This window comes from Stenotrophomonas maltophilia group sp. SKK55, from assembly GCF_057179845.1.
Window position 1 is genome coordinate 210367 of sequence record NZ_JBXUHP010000059.1, and the last position, 16576, is coordinate 226942.

Genomic DNA, 16576 nt, shown 5'->3' on the forward strand with positions numbered 1-16576 from the left:
GATGAGTGGGGAATTGAATGCGGCCTTCCATATGGCCGATGTCCGCGACAAGCGCATCAGCCGCCGCCGTGCGGTGGCAGTGGGCGAGCTGCATGCCGGTCCGGTGGCGTATCCGCTGATTGTCGAGCGCCGCCTGCCCAAGGGCGATGCGCTGGTGATGGCCGAGATTGCCGGCCTGCAGGGCGCCAAGATGGCCTCGATGCTGATGCCGCTGTGCCACCCGCTGCCGCTGGAACTGGTGCAGGTGTTCTGCGCGGCGGTGCCGGAGCGGCAGGCGATCCGCGTGTGGTGCGAGTGCGCCAGCGAGGCGCGCACCGGCGTGGAGATGGAGGCACTGGCCGGCGTCAACGCCGCGCTGCTGACCCTGTACGACCTGAGCAAGCCAGTGGAGCCGGCGCTGCGCATCGAAGGCATCCGCCTGCTGTTCAAGGAAGGCGGCAAGCGTGGTGTGTGGCTGCACCCGGACGGCATGGACGAGGCCGAGCGCGCGCGTTTCAAGCCGCGTGCACCGAAGGGGCTGCAGGGCGCGGCCTGCGCGGTGATCACGCTGAGCGATCGCGCCAGCGAAGGCACCTATGAGGATGTGTCCGGCCCGACCCTGGTGACCGGCCTGAAAAAGCTGGGTGGCGAGGTGGCGGCCGCCGAGATACTGCCCGATGGCATCGAGCCATTGGCGGGCCGCCTGCAGGCGTTGGCCGCCGAGGGCGTGCGCCTGTGCCTGTGTACCGGAGGTACCGGGCTGGGCCCGCGTGACCTGACCCCGGAGGCGCTGCGTTCCTTGAACGCGCGGCCGGTGCATGGCCTGGCGCAGATGGTGCGGGCACTCAGTGCACAGCACACGCCGATGGCCTGGCTGAGCCGCGCCGAGGTGGTGCAGCTGGGCAATATGCTGGTGTTCGCATTGCCCGGCAGCCCGAAGGCAGCGGCGCAGTGCCTGGACATCCTGGCGCCTGTACTGGGCCACGCCCTGGCGATGGTCGATGGCGGTGGGCACGGATGATTGCCTACAGCGAGGCCTTGCAGCACCTGCTGGAGGCGGCCACGCCGCTGCCGGCCGAACATCTGCCGCTGCATGAGGCCGGCGGCCGCACTCTGGCCAGTGACATCATCAGTGGGCAGTCGTTGCCGCCGTTCGACAATTCGGCGATGGACGGCTTCGCGCTGCGCGCCAACGGCGCGACGTTCGAAGCTGGTACCGAGTTCGCTGTGCAGGGCTGGCAGGCAGCAGGCGATGCCGGCGCCGAAGGCGGCGAGGGTGCCTGGGAAATCATGACCGGTGCGCGCATGCCGGTCGGGCTGGATACGGTGGTGCCGGTCGAGAATGTGGAGATCCTCGCCAGCGAAGAAGGACGCCCGACCCGCATTGCCCTGAAGGGCACGGTGAAGCCAGGCCAGAACGTGCGCCTGCGCGGCGAGGATGTGAGCGACGGCGAGCGCGTGCTGCAGGCCGGGCAGGTGCTGGACATCAACGCGCGCACCCTGCTGCATGCCATCGGTGTGGGCGAGGTGGCGGTGGTGGCGCAGCCAAAGGCGGCGGTGATCGCCACCGGCAAGGAGCTGGTGACCGAGGCGGCGCAGACGCTGGCATCCGGGCAGATTCGTGACAGCAACCGGCCGTATCTGGTCGGCCGCCTGCAGGCCGCCGGTGCCGAGGTGGTCTGGCAGGGCACGGTGGGCGATGAGGTGGCGGCGTTCAACGCGGTCCTGGATGAAGCGCTGGACGCGGGTGCGCAGCTGTTGATCAGCACCGGCGCGGTGTCGGCCGGCCGCTACGATTTCGTTCCCGACGCGCTGCGCGGACGGGGTGCGCGCATCCTGTTCCACAAGGTGGCGATCCGCCCCGGCAAGCCGTTGCTGTTCGCGGTGCTGCCCAATGGCGCGCTGTATTTCGGCCTGCCGGGCAACCCGGTCTCCGCTGCAGTGGGCCAGCGCTTCTTCGTCGAGCCGGTGCTGCGCCGCCTGCTGGGGCTGGCACCGGAGCCGGTGCTGACGTTGCCGCTGCAGGCCGACGTGCGCACGCCGCCCGGCCTGCGTTTCCATGCGCGGGCGCGGGTGGAAGTGGATGCGCAGGGCCGCCTGAGTGCGCGCGTGCTGGCCGGGCAGGAGTCGTTCCGTTTGATGTCCATGCTGCGGGCCAACGCCTGGGTGGTGCTGGAAGGCGAGGGCGGCGTGGTCGCCGCCGGCACGCCGGTGCGTGTGCAGGGCTGGGGTCATCAGGACCCGGTGCAGCTGGCGAGCCAGGAGCCGTAATGAGACAGGTAAATCTGCAGTTGTTCGGCGCGTTCTCCGATCTGGATGCCAGCCGCGAGATTGCCGTGGAGGTGGCCGGCGGCACCGTGGCCGATCTGCGCCAGGCGCTGCGTGAACTGCTGCCGCTGCGTTGGCCGGGATTCCGTGCCGGCCTGCTGGATTACTCGGCATTCGCCGACCAGCAACGCGTGCTGCGCGACCACGAGGCGTTGCCCGACGATGGCCGGGTGGCGATCCTGCCGCCGGTGAGCGGGGGCTGAGCCATGAACGAGAAGATCATCGCGAAGGTGGTGGACCGCGCGCAGGCGGCGATTGATCCGGCCGAGGGCATCGCCGCGGTCTCCGATCCGGGCTTCGGCGGCATCGATGTGTTCATCGGCAAGGTGCGCGACGTCAATGTGGGCCGGCGGGTGACCGGGATCACCTACGATCTGTTCGAGCCGCTGGTATTGAACGAGTTCAAGCGCCTGGCGGCCGAGGTCGAGGCTACGTTCGGTCCGAAGCTGAAACTGTATGTGGCCCATGCCAAGGGCCGGCTCGGCATCGGCGATGTGGCGGTGGTGGTGGCCGCCGGCAGCCCGCACCGCGACGAGGCGTTCCGCGCGTGCCGGCAGCTGATCGAAGCGGTGAAGCACCAGTGCCCGATCTGGAAGCAGGAGCATTACGAGGACGGCGACAGCCAGTGGAGCGAAGGTTGCAGCCTGTGCCATGCGGACAGCGAAGCTTCGCACTCCCACGACCACACACATGACCACGGGCATTGACCGCGCCCTTCGGGAGGCGCCGGGTCCAGCAGATCCACGCCATGCGTGGATGAGGCGTTCCCGATGAATCCGGCCGGCGCAGCCACGCATGGCGTGGCTCTACTGCGATGAGCATCAACGGCATCGTGCTGGCCGGTGGCCTGTCCAGCCGGATGGGCCGCGACAAGGCGCTGCTGCCCTGGCAGGGCCGCACCCTGCTGGAACACATGCACGGCGTGTTGAAGCAGGCCGGCGCCGGGCGGGTGTGGGTGAGCGGTGACTACCCGGCGTTCGGCGGCGTGCCGGACCGCGTGGCACGTTGCGGGCCGCTGGGCGGGCTCTACAGCGTGGCGATGCAGATGCCTGACGGGCCGGCCTGGGTGGTGCCGGTCGATACGCCACGAGTGAGCCCGGCACTGCTGCAGCGACTGGGTCTGTCAGAAGACACCGCCTGCACGGTATTCGACGATGAACCGTTGCCGATGCGGTTGCAGATCGATGATCATTGCCGCCGCGTGCTGCGGGACTTGATTGATGATCCGATGGCGCGACGTTCACTGCGCGCCCTGCAGGAACGCCTGGGCGTGACCCGGCTGCCATTGGCACCCGAGGATCAGGCGTTGCTGCTCAACTGCAATACGCCATCAGAGTGGGAGTCCATCACAGCATGAAGGTCCAGCTGCAACAGCAATCGATGCGCCTGCGCGTGGATGAGGAAGAACTGGCACGATTGCTGGCAGGTGAGTCGGTCGAGAACCTGACCCGCTTCGGCGGCAGCGGCGGCTGGGGCGTAGCGCTGTCGCTGCATGCCGGCGATCAGACGGTGCTGCTCGATGGCGGGACGTTCTGCCGGTTGGTATTGCCGCGCCAAGCCGTTGAGTCGCTGGCGGGGCGGTTGCCCTGCCGGGATGGCTTGGGCTTCGGTATCGCACTGGATGACGACAGCATGCTGCAGCTGCAGTTCGATGTGGATGTGCGCGACAGCATGCGCCAGCGCGGTCCGCAGCGACGCGCTGAACCTGCGCCGGAGTAGGCGCATGATGCGCAGGGCCGGGTGGCGCGCTGTCGTATGATGGGCGCCTTCGCTCCTGCGTTGCTGCAATGCCCCTGAACCCCTCCGCTCCCTCTGCGTCCCGACCGGCTACGCCCAATCCGGCAGCGGCCGATGACGGTGACGCGCTGCACTTCTGCAGTACCTGTGCGTTCTCCGACGCCTGCATGTCGCAGGGCTATGACAAGGCTGCGCTGGGCGAGTTGCATGTGCTGGTCGACCACGTCGGTCCGTTCCAGGCCGGAGACTATATTTTCCGTGCGGGCGATCCGTTCGATTCGATCGCAGCGGTCCGCGCGGGCATGGTCAAGACCTTCGTCGATGACAGCCAGGGCAACGAGCAGGTACTGGGGTTCAGCCTGCCCGGCGAGGTGATCGGGCTCAATGCCATCCACGGTGCGCGCTTCCCCTGCAATGCGGTGGCACTGGATACGGTCTACCTGTGCCGGATCTCGTTTCCGCGATTGAGCCTGCTGGCCACGCGCATGCCGGGGTTGCAGGCGCGGCTGTTCAGCCTGCTCAGCGCCGAAATCGGCAAGGTCGCCACGCTGGCGGCCAACCATCGCACCGAGGAGCGCATGGCGGCGTTCCTGCTGGATCTTTCCGAGCGCTATGCCCGGCGCGGTTTCTCGGCCACCCGTTTCAACCTGAGCATGGCCCGTACCGAGATTGCCAACTACCTGCGGATGGCGCCGGAGACGGTGAGCCGGGTGCTGCGCCGGTTGAGCGACGAGGGTGTGATTGCGGTGAACCAACGTGAGATGCTGTTGCTGCAACCCGAGCGGCTGGCGGAACTGGCCGTGACCCGGGAATCCGGACTGGACTGATCAGGCAAGCGAGGGGCCGACCCATGATGCGAGCGGGGCTGTTGGTGCTGGGAATACTGGCTGCAGTACCGGCCTGGGCGGCCGACTTGACGGTGTCGGCGGCGTCGAGCCTGACCGAGAGCTTCCGCGAACTGGGCACTGCCTATGAGAAGGCGCACCCGGGGACCAAGGTCGATTTCAACTTCGCCGCCTCTGGCGTGTTGCTGCAGCAGATCAGCCGCGGTGCGCCGGTGGATGTGTTCGCCTCGGCCGATGAAACCACGATGGACCAGGCCCAACAGCAGCATCTGCTGGCGGCCGGCACTCGTGAGGTGTTCGCAGTGAACGCGCTGTGGGTGGTGGTGCCACCGCAGGCCAAGGCGCCGCCGCGCACGTTGCAGGACTTGGCCGGTGCCGGTGTGCAGCGCATGGCACTGGGCAACCCGGACAGCGTGCCGGTCGGCCGCTACGCCAAGGGCGCGCTGGAAGCTGCCGGGCTGTGGCCCGCAGTGCAGGGCAAGGCCATCACCACCCAGAACGTGCGCCAGTCGCTGGATTACGTGGCACGGGGCGAAGTGAATGCGGGCTTCGTCTATGCCACCGACGCGCAGGCGATGCCCGGCCGGGTGCGCCGTGCGTTCGCGGTGCCGGTGTCCGGGCGCATCGCGTATCCGCTGGCGGTGACCAAGGCCAGTACGCAGCCGGCGGAAGCCAGGCGCTTCGCTGCCTTCGTGCGTTCGCCGCAGGGTCAGGCGATCCTGGCCAGGCACGGATTCGGCAAGCCCTGACGCATGGATCTGGACTGGAGCGCACTGTGGTTGTCGCTGAAGGTGGCCGGTTGGGCTACCGCGATCAATCTGGTGCTGGGTGTGGCGCTGGGCGCGCTGCTGGCGCGTCGCCGCTTTCCCGGCCGTGAGCTGCTGGATTCGTTGCTGACCTTGCCGATGGTGCTGCCGCCGACGGTGCTGGGGTACTACCTGTTGGTGCTGATCGGCCGCAATGGCCCGGTCGGCGCGTGGCTGCAGTCGTGGTTCGGCATCAACCTGGTGTTCACCTGGCAGGCGGCGGTGATCGCTGCGGCGGTGGCCTCGTTGCCGCTGGTGTTCAAGCCGGCACGCGCGGCGTTCGAGGAAGTGGACAGGCAGTTGGAGCAGGCCGCACGCACGCTGGGTGTGTCCGAAGTGGCGGTGTTTTTCCGCATCACGCTGCCACTGGCGTGGCGCGGCATCCTCGCCGGCCTGCTGCTGGCGTTTGCGCGCGCGATGGGCGAATTCGGCGCGACGCTGATGGTGGCCGGCAGCATTCCGGGGCGGACGCAGACGTTGTCGATCGCCATCTACGAGGCGGTACAGGCCGGGCAGGATGGGAAGGCCAATGCGCTGGTGATCCTGACCTCGGTGGTCTGCATCGTGATCCTGTTGCTGGCCGCGCGGCTGGTGGGCGGGCCTCGCCGGGAGCTGCGTGATGTGGCTTGACCTGCGCGTGCAGCGCCGCCTGAAGGCCGCAGGCCAGGCATTCGTGCTGGACGTATCGCTGCAGTGCACGCAGCGCCAGGTGGTGCTGTTCGGGCCTTCGGGCGCGGGCAAGAGCCTGACCTTGAAGGCGGTGGCCGGGCTGCTGCGGCCGGGCCAGGGTCATGTGCGCGTGCAGGGGCAGACCCTGTTCGACGCGGCCACTGGCGTGGATCTGCCGCCGCAGCGCCGCCGGCTGGGCTATGTGTTCCAGGATTACGCGTTGTTCCCGCACCTGAGCGTGCGCCAGAACGTGGCGTTCGGGCTGGAGAAGAGGTGGTTGAATCCGCGCGTGGGCCAGCGCTTCGATGCGGTGGAGCAGTGGTTGCACGCCTTCCGCATCGACACGGTGGGTGATCTGCTGCCTTCGCAGATTTCCGGCGGGCAGCGCCAGCGCACCGCACTGGCGCGGGCGCTGGTGACGCAACCGCAGGCGCTGCTGCTGGATGAACCGTTCTCCGCACTGGATCATGACCTGCGGCAGCATCTGCGCCAGGAGTTGGAGGCGGTGCTGGACAAGACCGGCATCCCGTTGTTGTTGATCAGCCATGATCCGCAGGACGCGGCCATGTTCGGCCAGCAGGTGGCGCGCATGGTGGACGGCCGCATCGTCGGCGATTGACCTGCACCTGTAGAGCCGAGCCCATGCTCGGCTGCTCTGCGCGACACCGCCAACAGCAGCCGAGCGTGGGCTCGGCTCTACAGGATCAATGGATCAATACAGTTCACAGTGCGTGCGGCCTTCATTCCGCAGCGCGTCCCATTGCCCTGCACCGGCGACGGCATCGATGGCCTCGCGCACCGCGCCTTCCAGGTGGCGCTTGCTGCCGCACAGGTACAGATGCCCACCGCGGGCCAGAACGTCGCGCACTTCGCTGGCGCGCTGCTGCAGCACGTGCTGCACATAGACCTTTTCGACGCCATCGCGCGAGAACGCGGTATGCAGGCCAGCCAGCACGCCCCGGGTATGCCAGTCCTGCAGCTGGTCGCGGTACAGGTAGTCGTGCTTGCTGTGCTTCTCGCCGAACACCAGGTGCACTTCACATTCGCAGGCGTTGGCCTGCAGTTCCTGCATCAGGCCCATCAAGGGCGCGATGCCGGTGCCGGTGCCGACCAGCAGCAGCGGCGCTTGGCCGGTATCGGGCAGGTGGAAGCCAGGGTTGGAACGGCAGTACACCCGGGCGTGGTCGCCACCGTGCAGCAGGCTGCCGGTAGCGGTGCCGAAGCGCTCGCGGCCGCGCAGGGTGTAGCGCACTTCGCGCACGCACAGGCTCAGTTGGTCGTGGCACGGGTGCGAGGCGATGGAATAGGCGCGCGGCAGCCGCGGTGACAGCAGTTCGTGCAGCCTGGCCAGCGGCACGCTGTGCGGCGTGGCGTGGTCCTGCAGCACGTCCAGCAGGTCCAGGCCATGCAGGTAGGCGTCGAGCTCGCACTTCTGGTTGACCTTCAACAGGCGCTTCAATCCCTCGCTGCCGCCGAGCCTGGCCAGTTCGCGCAGCACGCCCTTGCTCAGCAGGCGCAGCTCGCGGTCATGCAGGGCGGCCACGGCGGCGGTGTCGCCGTACCAGGTGGCCAATGCCTGCAGCAGGGCAGGATCGTTCTCCGGCACCACGTGCAGGGTGTCACCCGCGCGGTAGGCCATGCCACTGCCGGCAATGTCCAGCTGCAGGTGCCAGGCAGCGGGGTCGCTGCTGTTCAAGCGGCGACGTTCGAGAATGCGGGCGGCAAAGGCATTGTCTTCGCCATAGGCGGTGACCTGCAGGTGCAGGTCGTGGCCAGCGTTTAGGTCGCCCTCCAGCACCTGGCCCAGTACCGGCTGCCATTGCTGGAAGAACTGCTCGTAACCCAGGTCGGCGTCCACCCGACGCAGCAGCGGCTGCGCCTGGCGCTCGCTCAGCGCAGCATCCAGCGCCTTGGTGAAGCCGCAGAAGCTGGGGTAGCCGGTGTCACCCAGGCCGAACACCGCATAGCGCAGCCCAGCCAGCGTCGGGGTCTGGCGCAGTGTTTCGAAGAACTGTTCGCCATTGGCCGGCGGTTCGCCATCGCCGAACGAGCTGGAAATCGCCAGCAGCACGTCGCCGTGGCCGAGACTGGCCACGTCGATGTCGTTGAACGGGAGCACCTGCGGCGCGTGCGGCTGCAGGCCCGCGCCCAGGCGCTGGGCCAGGGCGCGGGCATTGCCCGACTCGGACGCGAAACCCACCAGCAGGCGGCTGAAGGGCGTACTGGTCGGGAGGGCGTTCACGCGGCCTCGTAGAAGTCGTCGAACTTTTCCTTGCTGAACTCGACCAGGTCGTAGTTCTGCATCAGGTCGTTCACCACGCGGCGGATGCTGATGTACGAGGTGATGTTGCCGTCGGCGTCGAACAGCGGCTGCACGGTGGTGTCGACCACGTAGAGCACGCCGCCCTTGCCGAGGTTGGGCACGATGCCGGTCCAGGTCTTGCCGGCCTTGATGGTGTCCCACATGTCCTTGTAGACCGCCTTGGGCACATCCGGGTGGCGCACGATGCTGTGCGGCTGGCCGATCAGTTCCTCGCGGGCGAAGCCGGTGAGCGTGCAGAACAGGTCGTTGGCGTAGGTGATGTTGCCCTGCAGGTCGGTGGTGGAGATCACCATGACGTTCTGCATGGCGTTCAGCAGCTGGGCGTTGTCGGGGGAGTAGCTCATCGCAGGGTCCTTGTGGAGCCGGTAACGCCGGCGTGTTCGGGTTCTGCATAGGAATACGCCCGCGTGGCAGCGGGCGGTTTGACATTGGTCAAGCGCGTAGCGCGAAGGCCTGCGACCGGGTGTCGCAGGGAGCGTTCACTGCTGCAGGGGAAAGCCGATCGTCTCGTGGCAATGCTGCACGAGGTGGCGACCTCCCTCATTGATGTGCAAGGTGTCTGCGTCACCGAAGAACCGCAGCAGTGCTGCCCCGGTCGTATTGCCCGCGTGCGCGGAGCTTCTGGCAGCAGATGGCAGGAACGGATCAGCTCGCGGATCGTGTCCGCCCGGGAGGTTCGCGCGCGCAAGGGTGCCTTCGATCAATAGCTGCGCACATGCGCCAGCCAGATAGGCGTCTGGTTCCCGTTGCCGGCCGCGCCGAGGCTGGCCTGACAATGCGGTGGCGATATGCTGGAACTCATGCGCGGTGGTGGCGATCACGCGCCTGCGCAGCGAATCAGCGTCCGGGCTGGAGGGAAACCAGAAGCTGACCATTTGGCCCGGCCGCTCTGGTCCTGGCAGTTGTCGCCAGATGCCGCCTCCGTCACTTACGATCGTGAGCTGATAATGCACAGGCGTCCGTTCCTGCCCATTGGCCTGGAGCGGCAGTCCAGCGGATCGTGCAGCGGCCTCGCAGAGCTGTGATGCTTGCATGGCCGAAAGCGCTCCATCTGCCCAGAGAAGTCGAGTTGCGACGGATGACCACCCGCACTCGATGGACCGATTGGGATACTCCGAGCTTTCCGGGCCGGGTAGCACCGACACTGTGCTGATCTTCAGATGTGAGGATGGGCCTCGCAGCAGGGTGGCATACCCTCCATCGGGACTGACCAGGTCCCGGGGAGGCAGTTGGATGGATTGGCACGCACTTGTGGCCAGAAGGATTGCCGTCAGCCCAGCATAGAGCGCGAGGGCGGAGCCCGGTTGGGTACGCTTGGGCTGACGGCGCTGCATCAGGGGAGCAGCACGCCAGCAGAGATGAAGGTGATACCGATTGCCGCCACGATTGCTCGTAGATTGCTCATTGGTACGCTCCAGGTTTGACGTCGATTGACCGATCAGCTCAACCCGCTGGCTCGGTAGTCAATGCGTATCGACTCTGGCTCGATCAGACAATCGGAATTGTTTCAAACACTTGCAGTAGTTGGCTCCGGGCCACATTCGATGCGCCAGAGACATGCGCAGGTCGCGCCAATGGCGACACTTGCGCCTCCAGTCACATCATGTGGGGAAGTCGCGGGCGCGTCAGCCCATCGAATAGCGCAGCACACCCGCCGAGACCACGCCGATCAGCACCGTCGGCAGCATCGACAGCCGCGTGGCGGCCAGCAGGGTGATCGCCAGCGCGGCCAGGTCGGCGGGCTTGTCGGCGACGAAGTCCGGGGCGATCACCGAGATCAGCACGCAGCCTGGTGCGGCTTCCATCACCGTCACTGCGCGCTTGCTCAGCGTGCGGTTGCGCAGGGCGAGGAAGCCGACGATGCGGGTCAGGTAGGTGGCGGCGGCCATCAGCACGATGGTCAGCACCGAGGTCCAGTGGATCAGTCCGTTGAAGATCATGCTGCGTCCTCCGCCAGCAGCCAGGCAGCCGCCAGGCCGGCCAGGGCGCCGCTGGCCACGTACCACGCGCCCGGAATCAGCAGGTAGGTGGCAGCGGCCACCACCAGGCTCACCAGCCACGGCCGCGCCGCTTTCATGCCTTGCCACATGCCGCGCAGCAGCACCAGGAATACGGCGGGGAAGGCCATGTCGAAGCCATAGGCGTGGATGTCGCCCAGCATCGGCCCGACGATCGCGCCCAGTGCCGTGCAGGCCACCCAGACCGTGTGCAGCCCTGCCGAAACGCCCAGGTAGTAGGCCAGGCTGAAGCCGAGTGCGCGGCGACGCGCGTCGGCCACACCCAGCGCCCAGCTCTCGTCGCACATGAAGAACAGCGCCGGCAGCACACGACGGCGCGGCAGGTGCTGCAGCAGTGGGGCCAGGCTGGCGCCCATCAGCAGGTGGCGGCTGTTGACCAGCGCGGTGATGGCCACGATCAGTGCGATGTGCGGTGGCGAGGTCCACAGTTCGACGGCGGCGAATTCCGAGCCGCCAGCGAAGTTGAGGCCGGTCATCAGCGGCACTTCCAGTGCGCTCAGGCCCTTCTGGGCCGCCTGCGCGCCGAGCACCAGGGCGAACGGAATGAAGCCGATCATCACCGGCACGGCGGCACGCAGGCCGCGCAGGAATTCGGCACGCGGGGCCGTGTCGCAGGCGTCGGGCAGGGGGAGGGTGGTACGGGCGTCCATGGAACGGCACAACGAGATGGGGGTGGCCCATGCTAGCGGTCCGATCGCGAAATCGGGTTGCGTTGATGCCACTGGATTCGGAATGATTGATATTCCATGCGGCCAGAGTCGACCAGGACGAAATTTCATGCAGTACCAGCTCGACAACCTGGATCGCCGCATCCTCGCCGCCCTGCAGCGCGGCGGCCGACTGCAGAATCTGGAGCTGGCCCGTCTGGTCGGGCTGTCGCCGTCGGCGCGCCTGCGCCGGGTGCGGCTGCTGGAGGAGGGCGGCTACATCGACCGCTACGTGGCCTTGTTGAACGAGGCCAAGGTGGGGCGGGGCTTCACGGTGTTCGTGCGGGTGTGGCTGCGCGGGCAGGACGAGGACACCACCAACCACTTCATCAACAGCATCAAGTCTTTCCCGGAAGTGCTGGAATGCCATCTGATGGCCGGTGACTGCGATTTCCTGCTGCGGGTGGCGGTGGCCGACCTTGATGCCTACCGGCAGTTCCAGATGCAGCACCTGAACCGGATCGCCGGCGTGCAGAACACCAAGACCGAGATTCCGATGCAGCGGATCAAGCAGACGACCCAGTTGCCGCTTTGAGGGATGGGGTTTGCGGCCGGGTTGCACCCGGCACCCGCGGGTAGTGCCGGCTGCTGGCCGGCAACCTCAGGAGCAACAGCAACAGCGGGCCTGCTGAGGGATGGCGGGGTGGGTCCGGTTGCGGGGGACGCTGCAAGTACGTCCATGTAAGCTCGGTCGCCGCATCCATGCGGCTCACGCCCCCGCAACCGGACCCACCCCGCCTTCGACAGATTTCCATGATCTGCCGCAACGGCATGAGCTGCTCCTGGTGGGTGTCGACCTTGGTCGACACGTTTGGGTCGGTACGGGGTCGGATCCCGTTGCTTCGCAACGGGCTCTGACCCCCGTGCGTAGATAGCATGGTCTGTTCGATTCATTGATTCCTGATGGGTGACTGGGTTCACGGAGCCTGGCTCCACGTCGCCCGTGGGCGGCGGTCATCGCAATGACATGTGCCCCCGGTACGGTTTGAGCCCGCTTGCGGGTCGCGCGCGTGCCGGGGTTCCGGTCGTGGTGCGCGTCCACTGCAGCTGCTGTCGCTGCCGAGGGTCATGTGTTCTACGTCAGGGGGCTGAATGGACACCACGCGGTCAGAACTTGGAAGGTGGCCATCGCCGCATGGCTGCTGCTGTCCTTTACCGCTGCCGCACAGGACGCGGTTCATGCCTACGACATCCCTGCGCAGCCGCTGGAACAGGCGGTCGAGCGCTTCAGTGTCATCAGTGGGTGGTCGGTGATGTACCCCGGCGACCTTGCTTCGGGCCGCAGCAGCCATGCGCTGCGCGGGAGCCTGGCGCCGCTTGCGGCGCTGGAGTCGCTGCTGCAGGACACCGGGATCGAGGCCGAGGTGATCGGCGAGCAGCGCGTGGTGCTGCGCCGGGGCATGCCCTCGCCTGCGGAACCCGGTGTTGGCGCGGGGCTGCCCGAGGCCGAACGCCGGCGTCGCTACGGCGGGCTGCAGCAGCGGCTGCGTGCGGCGTTCTGTGACGACCCGGAGATCGCGCCCGGCCGCTATGCCGCAACGCTGCGCTTCCGCATCGACGGCGCGGGCCAGGTGAGCGAGCCCGAGCTGCTGTCCGGCAGTGGCAGTGATCGCCGCGACGCACGCCTGCTGCAGGCGATGCACGGCCTGGTGCTGGCGACCGAGGCCGCCGCGCTGCCACAGCCGGTGACGCTGCAGATCCGTCCTTCCGGCACCGACCACGACTGCGGCCGGCGCGCGCCCCATCCATGACTTCAAGGATTCGAACATGAACAACGGTACGGCTGGGGCGGTTGATCTGATGGACCACCTTCTGGGTGCCTACGACGAGCTGAAACGCCGGTTGGTGCGCAAGCTCGGATCGGAAGAGCTGGCCGGCGACGCGCTGCAGGACACGTGGATGCGCCTGAGTGCGCGCCGTGACCGCCTGGACGCGGTGCAGAACCCTGCGGCCTACCTGCTGCGGATGGCGATGAACACCGTGATCGACCGCCAACGCGCAGACCACCGCCTGCTGAGCCTGGAGGAGGTGGATACGCTGATGGACATGGCCGACCCGGGGCCGGGGCCGGCGCAGGCGGCTGAGCTGGACTTCGCGCTGGAAGACATGGTCGGCCTGCTGCAGCGCATGCCCGAGCGCCGTCGTCGCATCCTGCTGGCGATCCGCGTCGATGGCCTGCAGCAGCGCGACGTGGCCGACCACCTCGGTGTGTCGCTGCGGTTGGTGCAGCGGGAGCTGAAGGCAGCCCAGGACTACCTGGCCGAACGCAGCGGGCAGGGGCGCCAGGTGCGGTTCTGAGCGACGGCATCCGTCTACACTTTGACGCCGAGCAGAACCCCGCAGCGTGCGGGTCCGGCATGAGCTCCCATGGATCCTGACGACCGCCCGCAACGCCCGCTGGATGCCGTTGAGCGTCAGGCCCACGCGTGGGTGGTGCGGCTGACCTCGGGCGAGGCGACCGCTGCCGATGGGCGCCGGTTCCGTGCATGGTGCGAGTCCGACCCGCGTCATCGTGAAGCGTTTGGCCGTGCGCGCCGGCAGTGGGAGCAGGTGCGGCTGGCCGGCGAGCAACTGCCCGCCGCCGCGCGCCAACCGGTCGCGCCGACGCCGGCCCAGCGCTGGAGCCGGCGCGCCTTCCTGGGCGCTGCGGTGGCGGCGCCAGCCAGTCTGGTGGTGGTGGCGGCGCTCCGCCCGCCGCTGGGATTGTGGCCGTCGGTGACGGCGATGGCGGCCGATTTCCACACCGGCACCGGTGAACGACTACAGATCGCGCCCTCGCCGCAGCTCAAGATCGAACTGGATACGCAGAGCAGCCTGCGCCGCCGCGCGCACGCGCAGGGCGAAGGCTTCGAGCTGGTGCAGGGCCAGGCCGCGATCGAAACCGGTGCTGGCCTGCGCCTGGCACTGTTCGCGGGCCCGGGTTGCGTGATTGCCGATGAAGGTGCTGTGCGCCTGGACGTGCGCAACACCCACGGCCAGGTACGGGTGACCTGCCTGCAGGGTAGCGCCCGTATCGAGCACCCGCAGGGCCGCCTGCAGCTGCAGGCCGGCCAGCAGACCCGGTTCGACGAGCGCCTCAGTGGCGTCGTGGCCGAGGCCGTGGCTTCGGAAGTGAGTGCCTGGACCGAAGGCATGCTGGTCTTCCGCCGTGCACCGCTGCGCGAGGTGGTGGACGAGATCAACCGTTACCGGCGGGGCAAGGTACTGCTGGGTGAATCGGCATTGGCGCGCGCGCCGGTCAGTGGCCGCTTCCGCATCGATGATCCGGATGCGGCGCTGGAGCAGCTGCGACTGACGATGTCGCTGGATCTGCGTCGCTTTCCGGGTGGCATCGCCGTCCTTGGATAGATGAAGGCGCTGGCCGTGCGCACCGCGCAGGGCTGTTGCAAGCGAGGAGAGGCCAAGGATGCGCAACGAGACCATCGGTGTGCTCGATCTGCGTCGCAATCTGTCTGCATTGCTGGAAACCACCCAGCGAAGGCCCCTGATGGTGCATCGTTATGGTTCGCCCTGGGTGTGCGTGGTGTCTGACGCGCAGTGGCAGCAGCAGGCGGTGCTGCTGGACTTCAATCCGCAGTCACACCCACTGGCGATGCTGCTGCGGCTGCAGCAGCAGGAGATGCCCTTGGTTGAATCCGGTGCGCTGCCGCCTGCGGCGCTCGCACGCGCACTGCTGTTGGCGGACATCCATGGCATTGACGATCTCACGCAGCTGCATGAGCAGGTACTGCATCATCGGCTCTGGCACTGGTTCGTGGCGGGCGCCCATGGGGTGATGGACGGGTGGCAGCTGCCCGCGCTGCGCGTCGCGCTGGCGTCATGGTGCGATGACGTGGACATGACCGATGCACTGGTCGCATTCGCTGCCCGCAGCGACGTGGCGGTACTGGCCCGCCGTTGTGGGGGTGACGCACCGCGGCTGCAGCGCGAAGCCTGCAGGCGGATGACGCTGCGATGACGTTGCCGATGAAGCGCCACCCCGTGCACAGAGTTGCATTCGCGGTGTCGCTTCACTTGCCTTGCTGACGTCTTCTCCAGAGTACGACGCACCACGCGTCGCGGAGCACGGGCGGCGCAGATGGAAGACAGTCGCAGGATCAGCATGCTGGAGCTGGATCGCCACCTGAGCCAGTCACTGGAGCAGGCACGGCACACGCCCCTGAACGTGCAGCGTTACGGGCGCTCGTGGGTCTGGGTGCTGTCCAGTGACGCCTGGGCGGATGCGGCGCGCTGGGCGGCACTGGACAGCAGTGCGCATCCACTGGCGGCACTTCGAAAGGCCCTCGACCTGCGGCTGTGGCCCTGGCCCGACGCGGCCATGAGCGCGCTGCCACTTGGCGCAGCCGATGCGCGACTGCTGCAACGTGCGGCCTTGCTGGTGATCGTGCGTGACCTCAACAGTGCGCAGCGTGTGTACGACGACCTGCGCTACCACCAGGCCTACCGCATGTTCATCGGCCTCGACCACGGCACCGCGTGGTCGCCGACACAGTGCGTGCGCCTGCTGCAGGCGTGCGTGCATCCGTTGCTGCGCGAGTGCATCGACCAAACACTGGCCAGCGTGCCGCCGCACCTGCTCGAGGCGGCACGCGTGCCGGCTGCACGTGCGCCCGCACAGGCAACCGCGCAGCGAATCGCAGGCGGATGTTTATCGTACTGACACATGCACCGCTGACCATGGTGCAGCGGTCTCTTCCGGGATGACGAGGGCGGAACAATGGCAAGGCAGGCAGGTGGTCGCAGGGCTCGGCAGCAGGGCTTCAGCCTGATCGAGATCATGGTGGTGGTGGTGATCATCGGCATCCTTGCCGCGCTGATCGTGCCGCGGTTGATGGACCGTCCGGACCAGGCGCGTGTGGTGGCGGCGCGCCAGGACATCGCGGCATTGATGCAGGCCTTGAAGCTGTTCAAGCTGGACAACGGTCGCTATCCCAGTGCCGAGCAGGGCCTGCAGGCGCTGGTGAAGCCGCCGCAGGGCAGCGGTGGGTTGCCGGTGACGCCGTACCTGGATCGCCTGCCGAATGACCCGTGGGGCCATCCGTACCAGTACCAGGTTCCAGGCACTCATGGCGACATCGATGTGTTCTCGCTGGGTGCGGACAGCAAGCCCGGTGGCGACGCCGGGAACGCAGACATCGGCTCCTGGCAGCTGTGAGGCGTGCTG

Annotated in this window: 22 protein-coding genes; 17 read left to right on the forward strand and 5 right to left on the reverse strand. The window is 67.6% G+C overall.

The genetic code is table 11. The features are described from left to right. Position 1: 1 nt before the first annotated feature. The 10 genes from moaCB (at position 2) to AC2A1N_RS19060 (ending at position 6983) form a co-directional block, all read left to right on the forward strand. Positions 2-1000, forward strand: a complete 999-nt coding sequence (gene moaCB / locus AC2A1N_RS19015) for a bifunctional molybdenum cofactor biosynthesis protein MoaC/MoaB (protein ID WP_154351730.1) — start codon at positions 2-4, stop codon at positions 998-1000. Continuing rightward, positions 997-2250, forward strand: a complete 1254-nt coding sequence (locus tag AC2A1N_RS19020) for a molybdopterin molybdotransferase MoeA (RefSeq protein ID WP_242894334.1) — start codon at positions 997-999, stop codon at positions 2248-2250. Before moaCB ends, AC2A1N_RS19020 begins: the two co-directional genes overlap by 4 nt. Further along, positions 2250-2510, forward strand: coding sequence for a MoaD/ThiS family protein (locus AC2A1N_RS19025; RefSeq protein WP_005413671.1), 261 nt, complete (start codon positions 2250-2252; stop codon positions 2508-2510). Before AC2A1N_RS19020 ends, AC2A1N_RS19025 begins: the two co-directional genes overlap by 1 nt. Before the next feature lie 3 nt (positions 2511-2513). After that, a complete protein-coding gene (locus tag AC2A1N_RS19030) occupies positions 2514-3014 on the forward strand; it encodes a molybdenum cofactor biosynthesis protein MoaE (RefSeq protein WP_061479973.1) in 501 nt (166 codons plus the stop codon). A gap of 107 nt (positions 3015-3121) precedes the next feature. After that, positions 3122-3664 carry a molybdenum cofactor guanylyltransferase gene (gene mobA, locus AC2A1N_RS19035; RefSeq protein ID WP_242894331.1) on the forward strand — a complete coding sequence of 181 codons (543 nt, stop codon included), beginning with the start codon at positions 3122-3124 and terminating at the stop codon, positions 3662-3664. Next, positions 3661-4026 (forward strand): hypothetical protein, encoded by a 366-nt coding sequence (locus AC2A1N_RS19040; RefSeq protein WP_242894329.1) that lies wholly within the window; start codon positions 3661-3663, stop codon positions 4024-4026. The genes mobA and AC2A1N_RS19040 overlap by 4 nt, the downstream gene beginning before the upstream one ends. Before the next feature lie 68 nt (positions 4027-4094). Continuing rightward, complete coding sequence (locus AC2A1N_RS19045; protein ID WP_154350957.1) at positions 4095-4871, forward strand: helix-turn-helix domain-containing protein; 777 nt, start codon at positions 4095-4097, stop codon at positions 4869-4871. A gap of 23 nt (positions 4872-4894) precedes the next feature. Then, the gene (gene modA, locus AC2A1N_RS19050) at positions 4895-5638 is read left to right on the forward strand and encodes a molybdate ABC transporter substrate-binding protein (RefSeq protein ID WP_484373158.1); all 744 of its coding nucleotides are present in this window, start codon (positions 4895-4897) and stop codon (positions 5636-5638) included. A 3-nt stretch (positions 5639-5641) separates the two neighbouring features. After that, complete coding sequence (gene modB, locus AC2A1N_RS19055; protein WP_484373160.1) at positions 5642-6325, forward strand: molybdate ABC transporter permease subunit; 684 nt, start codon at positions 5642-5644, stop codon at positions 6323-6325. Next, positions 6315-6983: a sulfate/molybdate ABC transporter ATP-binding protein gene (locus AC2A1N_RS19060; protein ID WP_484373162.1), complete on the forward strand. Its 669-nt coding sequence runs from the start codon at positions 6315-6317 to the stop codon at positions 6981-6983. The genes modB and AC2A1N_RS19060 overlap by 11 nt, the downstream gene beginning before the upstream one ends. Positions 6984-7076: 93 nt before the next feature. Here AC2A1N_RS19060 and AC2A1N_RS19065 read toward each other — a convergent pair whose 3' ends face one another. The 5 genes from AC2A1N_RS19065 to AC2A1N_RS19085 form a co-directional block, all read right to left on the reverse strand. Then, on the reverse strand, positions 7077-8606 hold the full coding sequence (locus tag AC2A1N_RS19065; protein ID WP_484373164.1) for a diflavin oxidoreductase: 1530 nt from the start codon (positions 8604-8606) through the stop codon (positions 7077-7079). After that, positions 8603-9031, reverse strand: coding sequence for a PAS domain-containing protein (locus tag AC2A1N_RS19070; protein ID WP_242894460.1), 429 nt, complete (start codon positions 9029-9031; stop codon positions 8603-8605). Before AC2A1N_RS19070 ends, AC2A1N_RS19065 begins: the two co-directional genes overlap by 4 nt. A 135-nt stretch (positions 9032-9166) precedes the next feature. Further along, positions 9167-9721, reverse strand: a complete 555-nt coding sequence (locus AC2A1N_RS19075; RefSeq protein WP_484373166.1) for a ubiquitin family protein — start codon at positions 9719-9721, stop codon at positions 9167-9169. Positions 9722-10312: 591 nt separating this feature from the next. After that, the gene (locus AC2A1N_RS19080) at positions 10313-10627 is read right to left on the reverse strand and encodes an AzlD family protein (RefSeq protein ID WP_134968986.1); all 315 of its coding nucleotides are present in this window, start codon (positions 10625-10627) and stop codon (positions 10313-10315) included. Beyond that, on the reverse strand, positions 10624-11355 hold the full coding sequence (locus tag AC2A1N_RS19085) for an AzlC family ABC transporter permease (protein ID WP_242894464.1): 732 nt from the start codon (positions 11353-11355) through the stop codon (positions 10624-10626). The genes AC2A1N_RS19080 and AC2A1N_RS19085 overlap by 4 nt, the downstream gene beginning before the upstream one ends. 127 nt (positions 11356-11482) lie before the next feature. Here AC2A1N_RS19085 and AC2A1N_RS19090 point away from each other — a divergent pair, with 127 nt between their 5' ends. From AC2A1N_RS19090 to gspG, 7 genes are all read left to right on the forward strand, one after another. Beyond that, complete coding sequence (locus tag AC2A1N_RS19090; RefSeq protein WP_242894466.1) at positions 11483-11947, forward strand: Lrp/AsnC family transcriptional regulator; 465 nt, start codon at positions 11483-11485, stop codon at positions 11945-11947. Positions 11948-12482: 535 nt separating this feature from the next. Continuing rightward, positions 12483-13163 carry an STN domain-containing protein gene (locus tag AC2A1N_RS19095; protein WP_343235607.1) on the forward strand — a complete coding sequence of 227 codons (681 nt, stop codon included), beginning with the start codon at positions 12483-12485 and terminating at the stop codon, positions 13161-13163. Positions 13164-13179: 16 nt separating this feature from the next. Next, positions 13180-13710, forward strand: coding sequence for an RNA polymerase sigma factor (locus tag AC2A1N_RS19100; protein ID WP_061479455.1), 531 nt, complete (start codon positions 13180-13182; stop codon positions 13708-13710). 69 nt (positions 13711-13779) lie between these two features. Then, positions 13780-14760: a FecR family protein gene (locus AC2A1N_RS19105; RefSeq protein ID WP_242890711.1), complete on the forward strand. Its 981-nt coding sequence runs from the start codon at positions 13780-13782 to the stop codon at positions 14758-14760. 58 nt (positions 14761-14818) lie between these two features. After that, positions 14819-15370 (forward strand): hypothetical protein, encoded by a 552-nt coding sequence (locus AC2A1N_RS19110; RefSeq protein ID WP_005416804.1) that lies wholly within the window; start codon positions 14819-14821, stop codon positions 15368-15370. Positions 15371-15490: 120 nt separating this feature from the next. Continuing rightward, complete coding sequence (locus tag AC2A1N_RS19115) at positions 15491-16072, forward strand: hypothetical protein (protein ID WP_061479453.1); 582 nt, start codon at positions 15491-15493, stop codon at positions 16070-16072. Positions 16073-16129: 57 nt separating this feature from the next. Next, positions 16130-16567 carry a type II secretion system major pseudopilin GspG gene (gspG, locus tag AC2A1N_RS19120; RefSeq protein ID WP_242890713.1) on the forward strand — a complete coding sequence of 146 codons (438 nt, stop codon included), beginning with the start codon at positions 16130-16132 and terminating at the stop codon, positions 16565-16567. The last annotated feature ends 9 nt before the right edge of the window (positions 16568-16576 follow it).

Bases quoted from the DNA above. Each gene is read 5' to 3' on its own strand.
- moaCB (WP_154351730.1), top strand. From the start codon at position 2: ATGAGTGGGGAATTGAATGCGGCCTTCCATATGGCCGATGTCCGCGAC.
- AC2A1N_RS19020 (WP_242894334.1), top strand. From the start codon at position 997: ATGATTGCCTACAGCGAGGCCTTGCAGCACCTGCTGGAGGCGGCCACG.
- AC2A1N_RS19025 (WP_005413671.1), top strand. From the start codon at position 2,250: ATGAGACAGGTAAATCTGCAGTTGTTCGGCGCGTTCTCCGATCTGGAT.
- AC2A1N_RS19030 (WP_061479973.1), top strand. From the start codon at position 2,514: ATGAACGAGAAGATCATCGCGAAGGTGGTGGACCGCGCGCAGGCGGCG.
- mobA (WP_242894331.1), top strand. From the start codon at position 3,122: ATGAGCATCAACGGCATCGTGCTGGCCGGTGGCCTGTCCAGCCGGATG.
- AC2A1N_RS19040 (WP_242894329.1), top strand. From the start codon at position 3,661: ATGAAGGTCCAGCTGCAACAGCAATCGATGCGCCTGCGCGTGGATGAG.
- AC2A1N_RS19045 (WP_154350957.1), top strand. From the start codon at position 4,095: ATGCCCCTGAACCCCTCCGCTCCCTCTGCGTCCCGACCGGCTACGCCC.
- modA (WP_484373158.1), top strand. From the start codon at position 4,895: ATGATGCGAGCGGGGCTGTTGGTGCTGGGAATACTGGCTGCAGTACCG.
- modB (WP_484373160.1), top strand. From the start codon at position 5,642: ATGGATCTGGACTGGAGCGCACTGTGGTTGTCGCTGAAGGTGGCCGGT.
- AC2A1N_RS19060 (WP_484373162.1), top strand. From the start codon at position 6,315: ATGTGGCTTGACCTGCGCGTGCAGCGCCGCCTGAAGGCCGCAGGCCAG.
- AC2A1N_RS19070 (WP_242894460.1), bottom strand. From the start codon at position 9,031: ATGAGCTACTCCCCCGACAACGCCCAGCTGCTGAACGCCATGCAGAAC.
- AC2A1N_RS19075 (WP_484373166.1), bottom strand. From the start codon at position 9,721: ATGCAAGCATCACAGCTCTGCGAGGCCGCTGCACGATCCGCTGGACTG.
- AC2A1N_RS19080 (WP_134968986.1), bottom strand. From the start codon at position 10,627: ATGATCTTCAACGGACTGATCCACTGGACCTCGGTGCTGACCATCGTG.
- AC2A1N_RS19085 (WP_242894464.1), bottom strand. From the start codon at position 11,355: ATGGACGCCCGTACCACCCTCCCCCTGCCCGACGCCTGCGACACGGCC.
- AC2A1N_RS19090 (WP_242894466.1), top strand. From the start codon at position 11,483: ATGCAGTACCAGCTCGACAACCTGGATCGCCGCATCCTCGCCGCCCTG.
- AC2A1N_RS19100 (WP_061479455.1), top strand. From the start codon at position 13,180: ATGAACAACGGTACGGCTGGGGCGGTTGATCTGATGGACCACCTTCTG.
- AC2A1N_RS19105 (WP_242890711.1), top strand. From the start codon at position 13,780: ATGGATCCTGACGACCGCCCGCAACGCCCGCTGGATGCCGTTGAGCGT.
- AC2A1N_RS19110 (WP_005416804.1), top strand. From the start codon at position 14,819: ATGCGCAACGAGACCATCGGTGTGCTCGATCTGCGTCGCAATCTGTCT.
- AC2A1N_RS19115 (WP_061479453.1), top strand. From the start codon at position 15,491: ATGGAAGACAGTCGCAGGATCAGCATGCTGGAGCTGGATCGCCACCTG.
- gspG (WP_242890713.1), top strand. From the start codon at position 16,130: ATGGCAAGGCAGGCAGGTGGTCGCAGGGCTCGGCAGCAGGGCTTCAGC.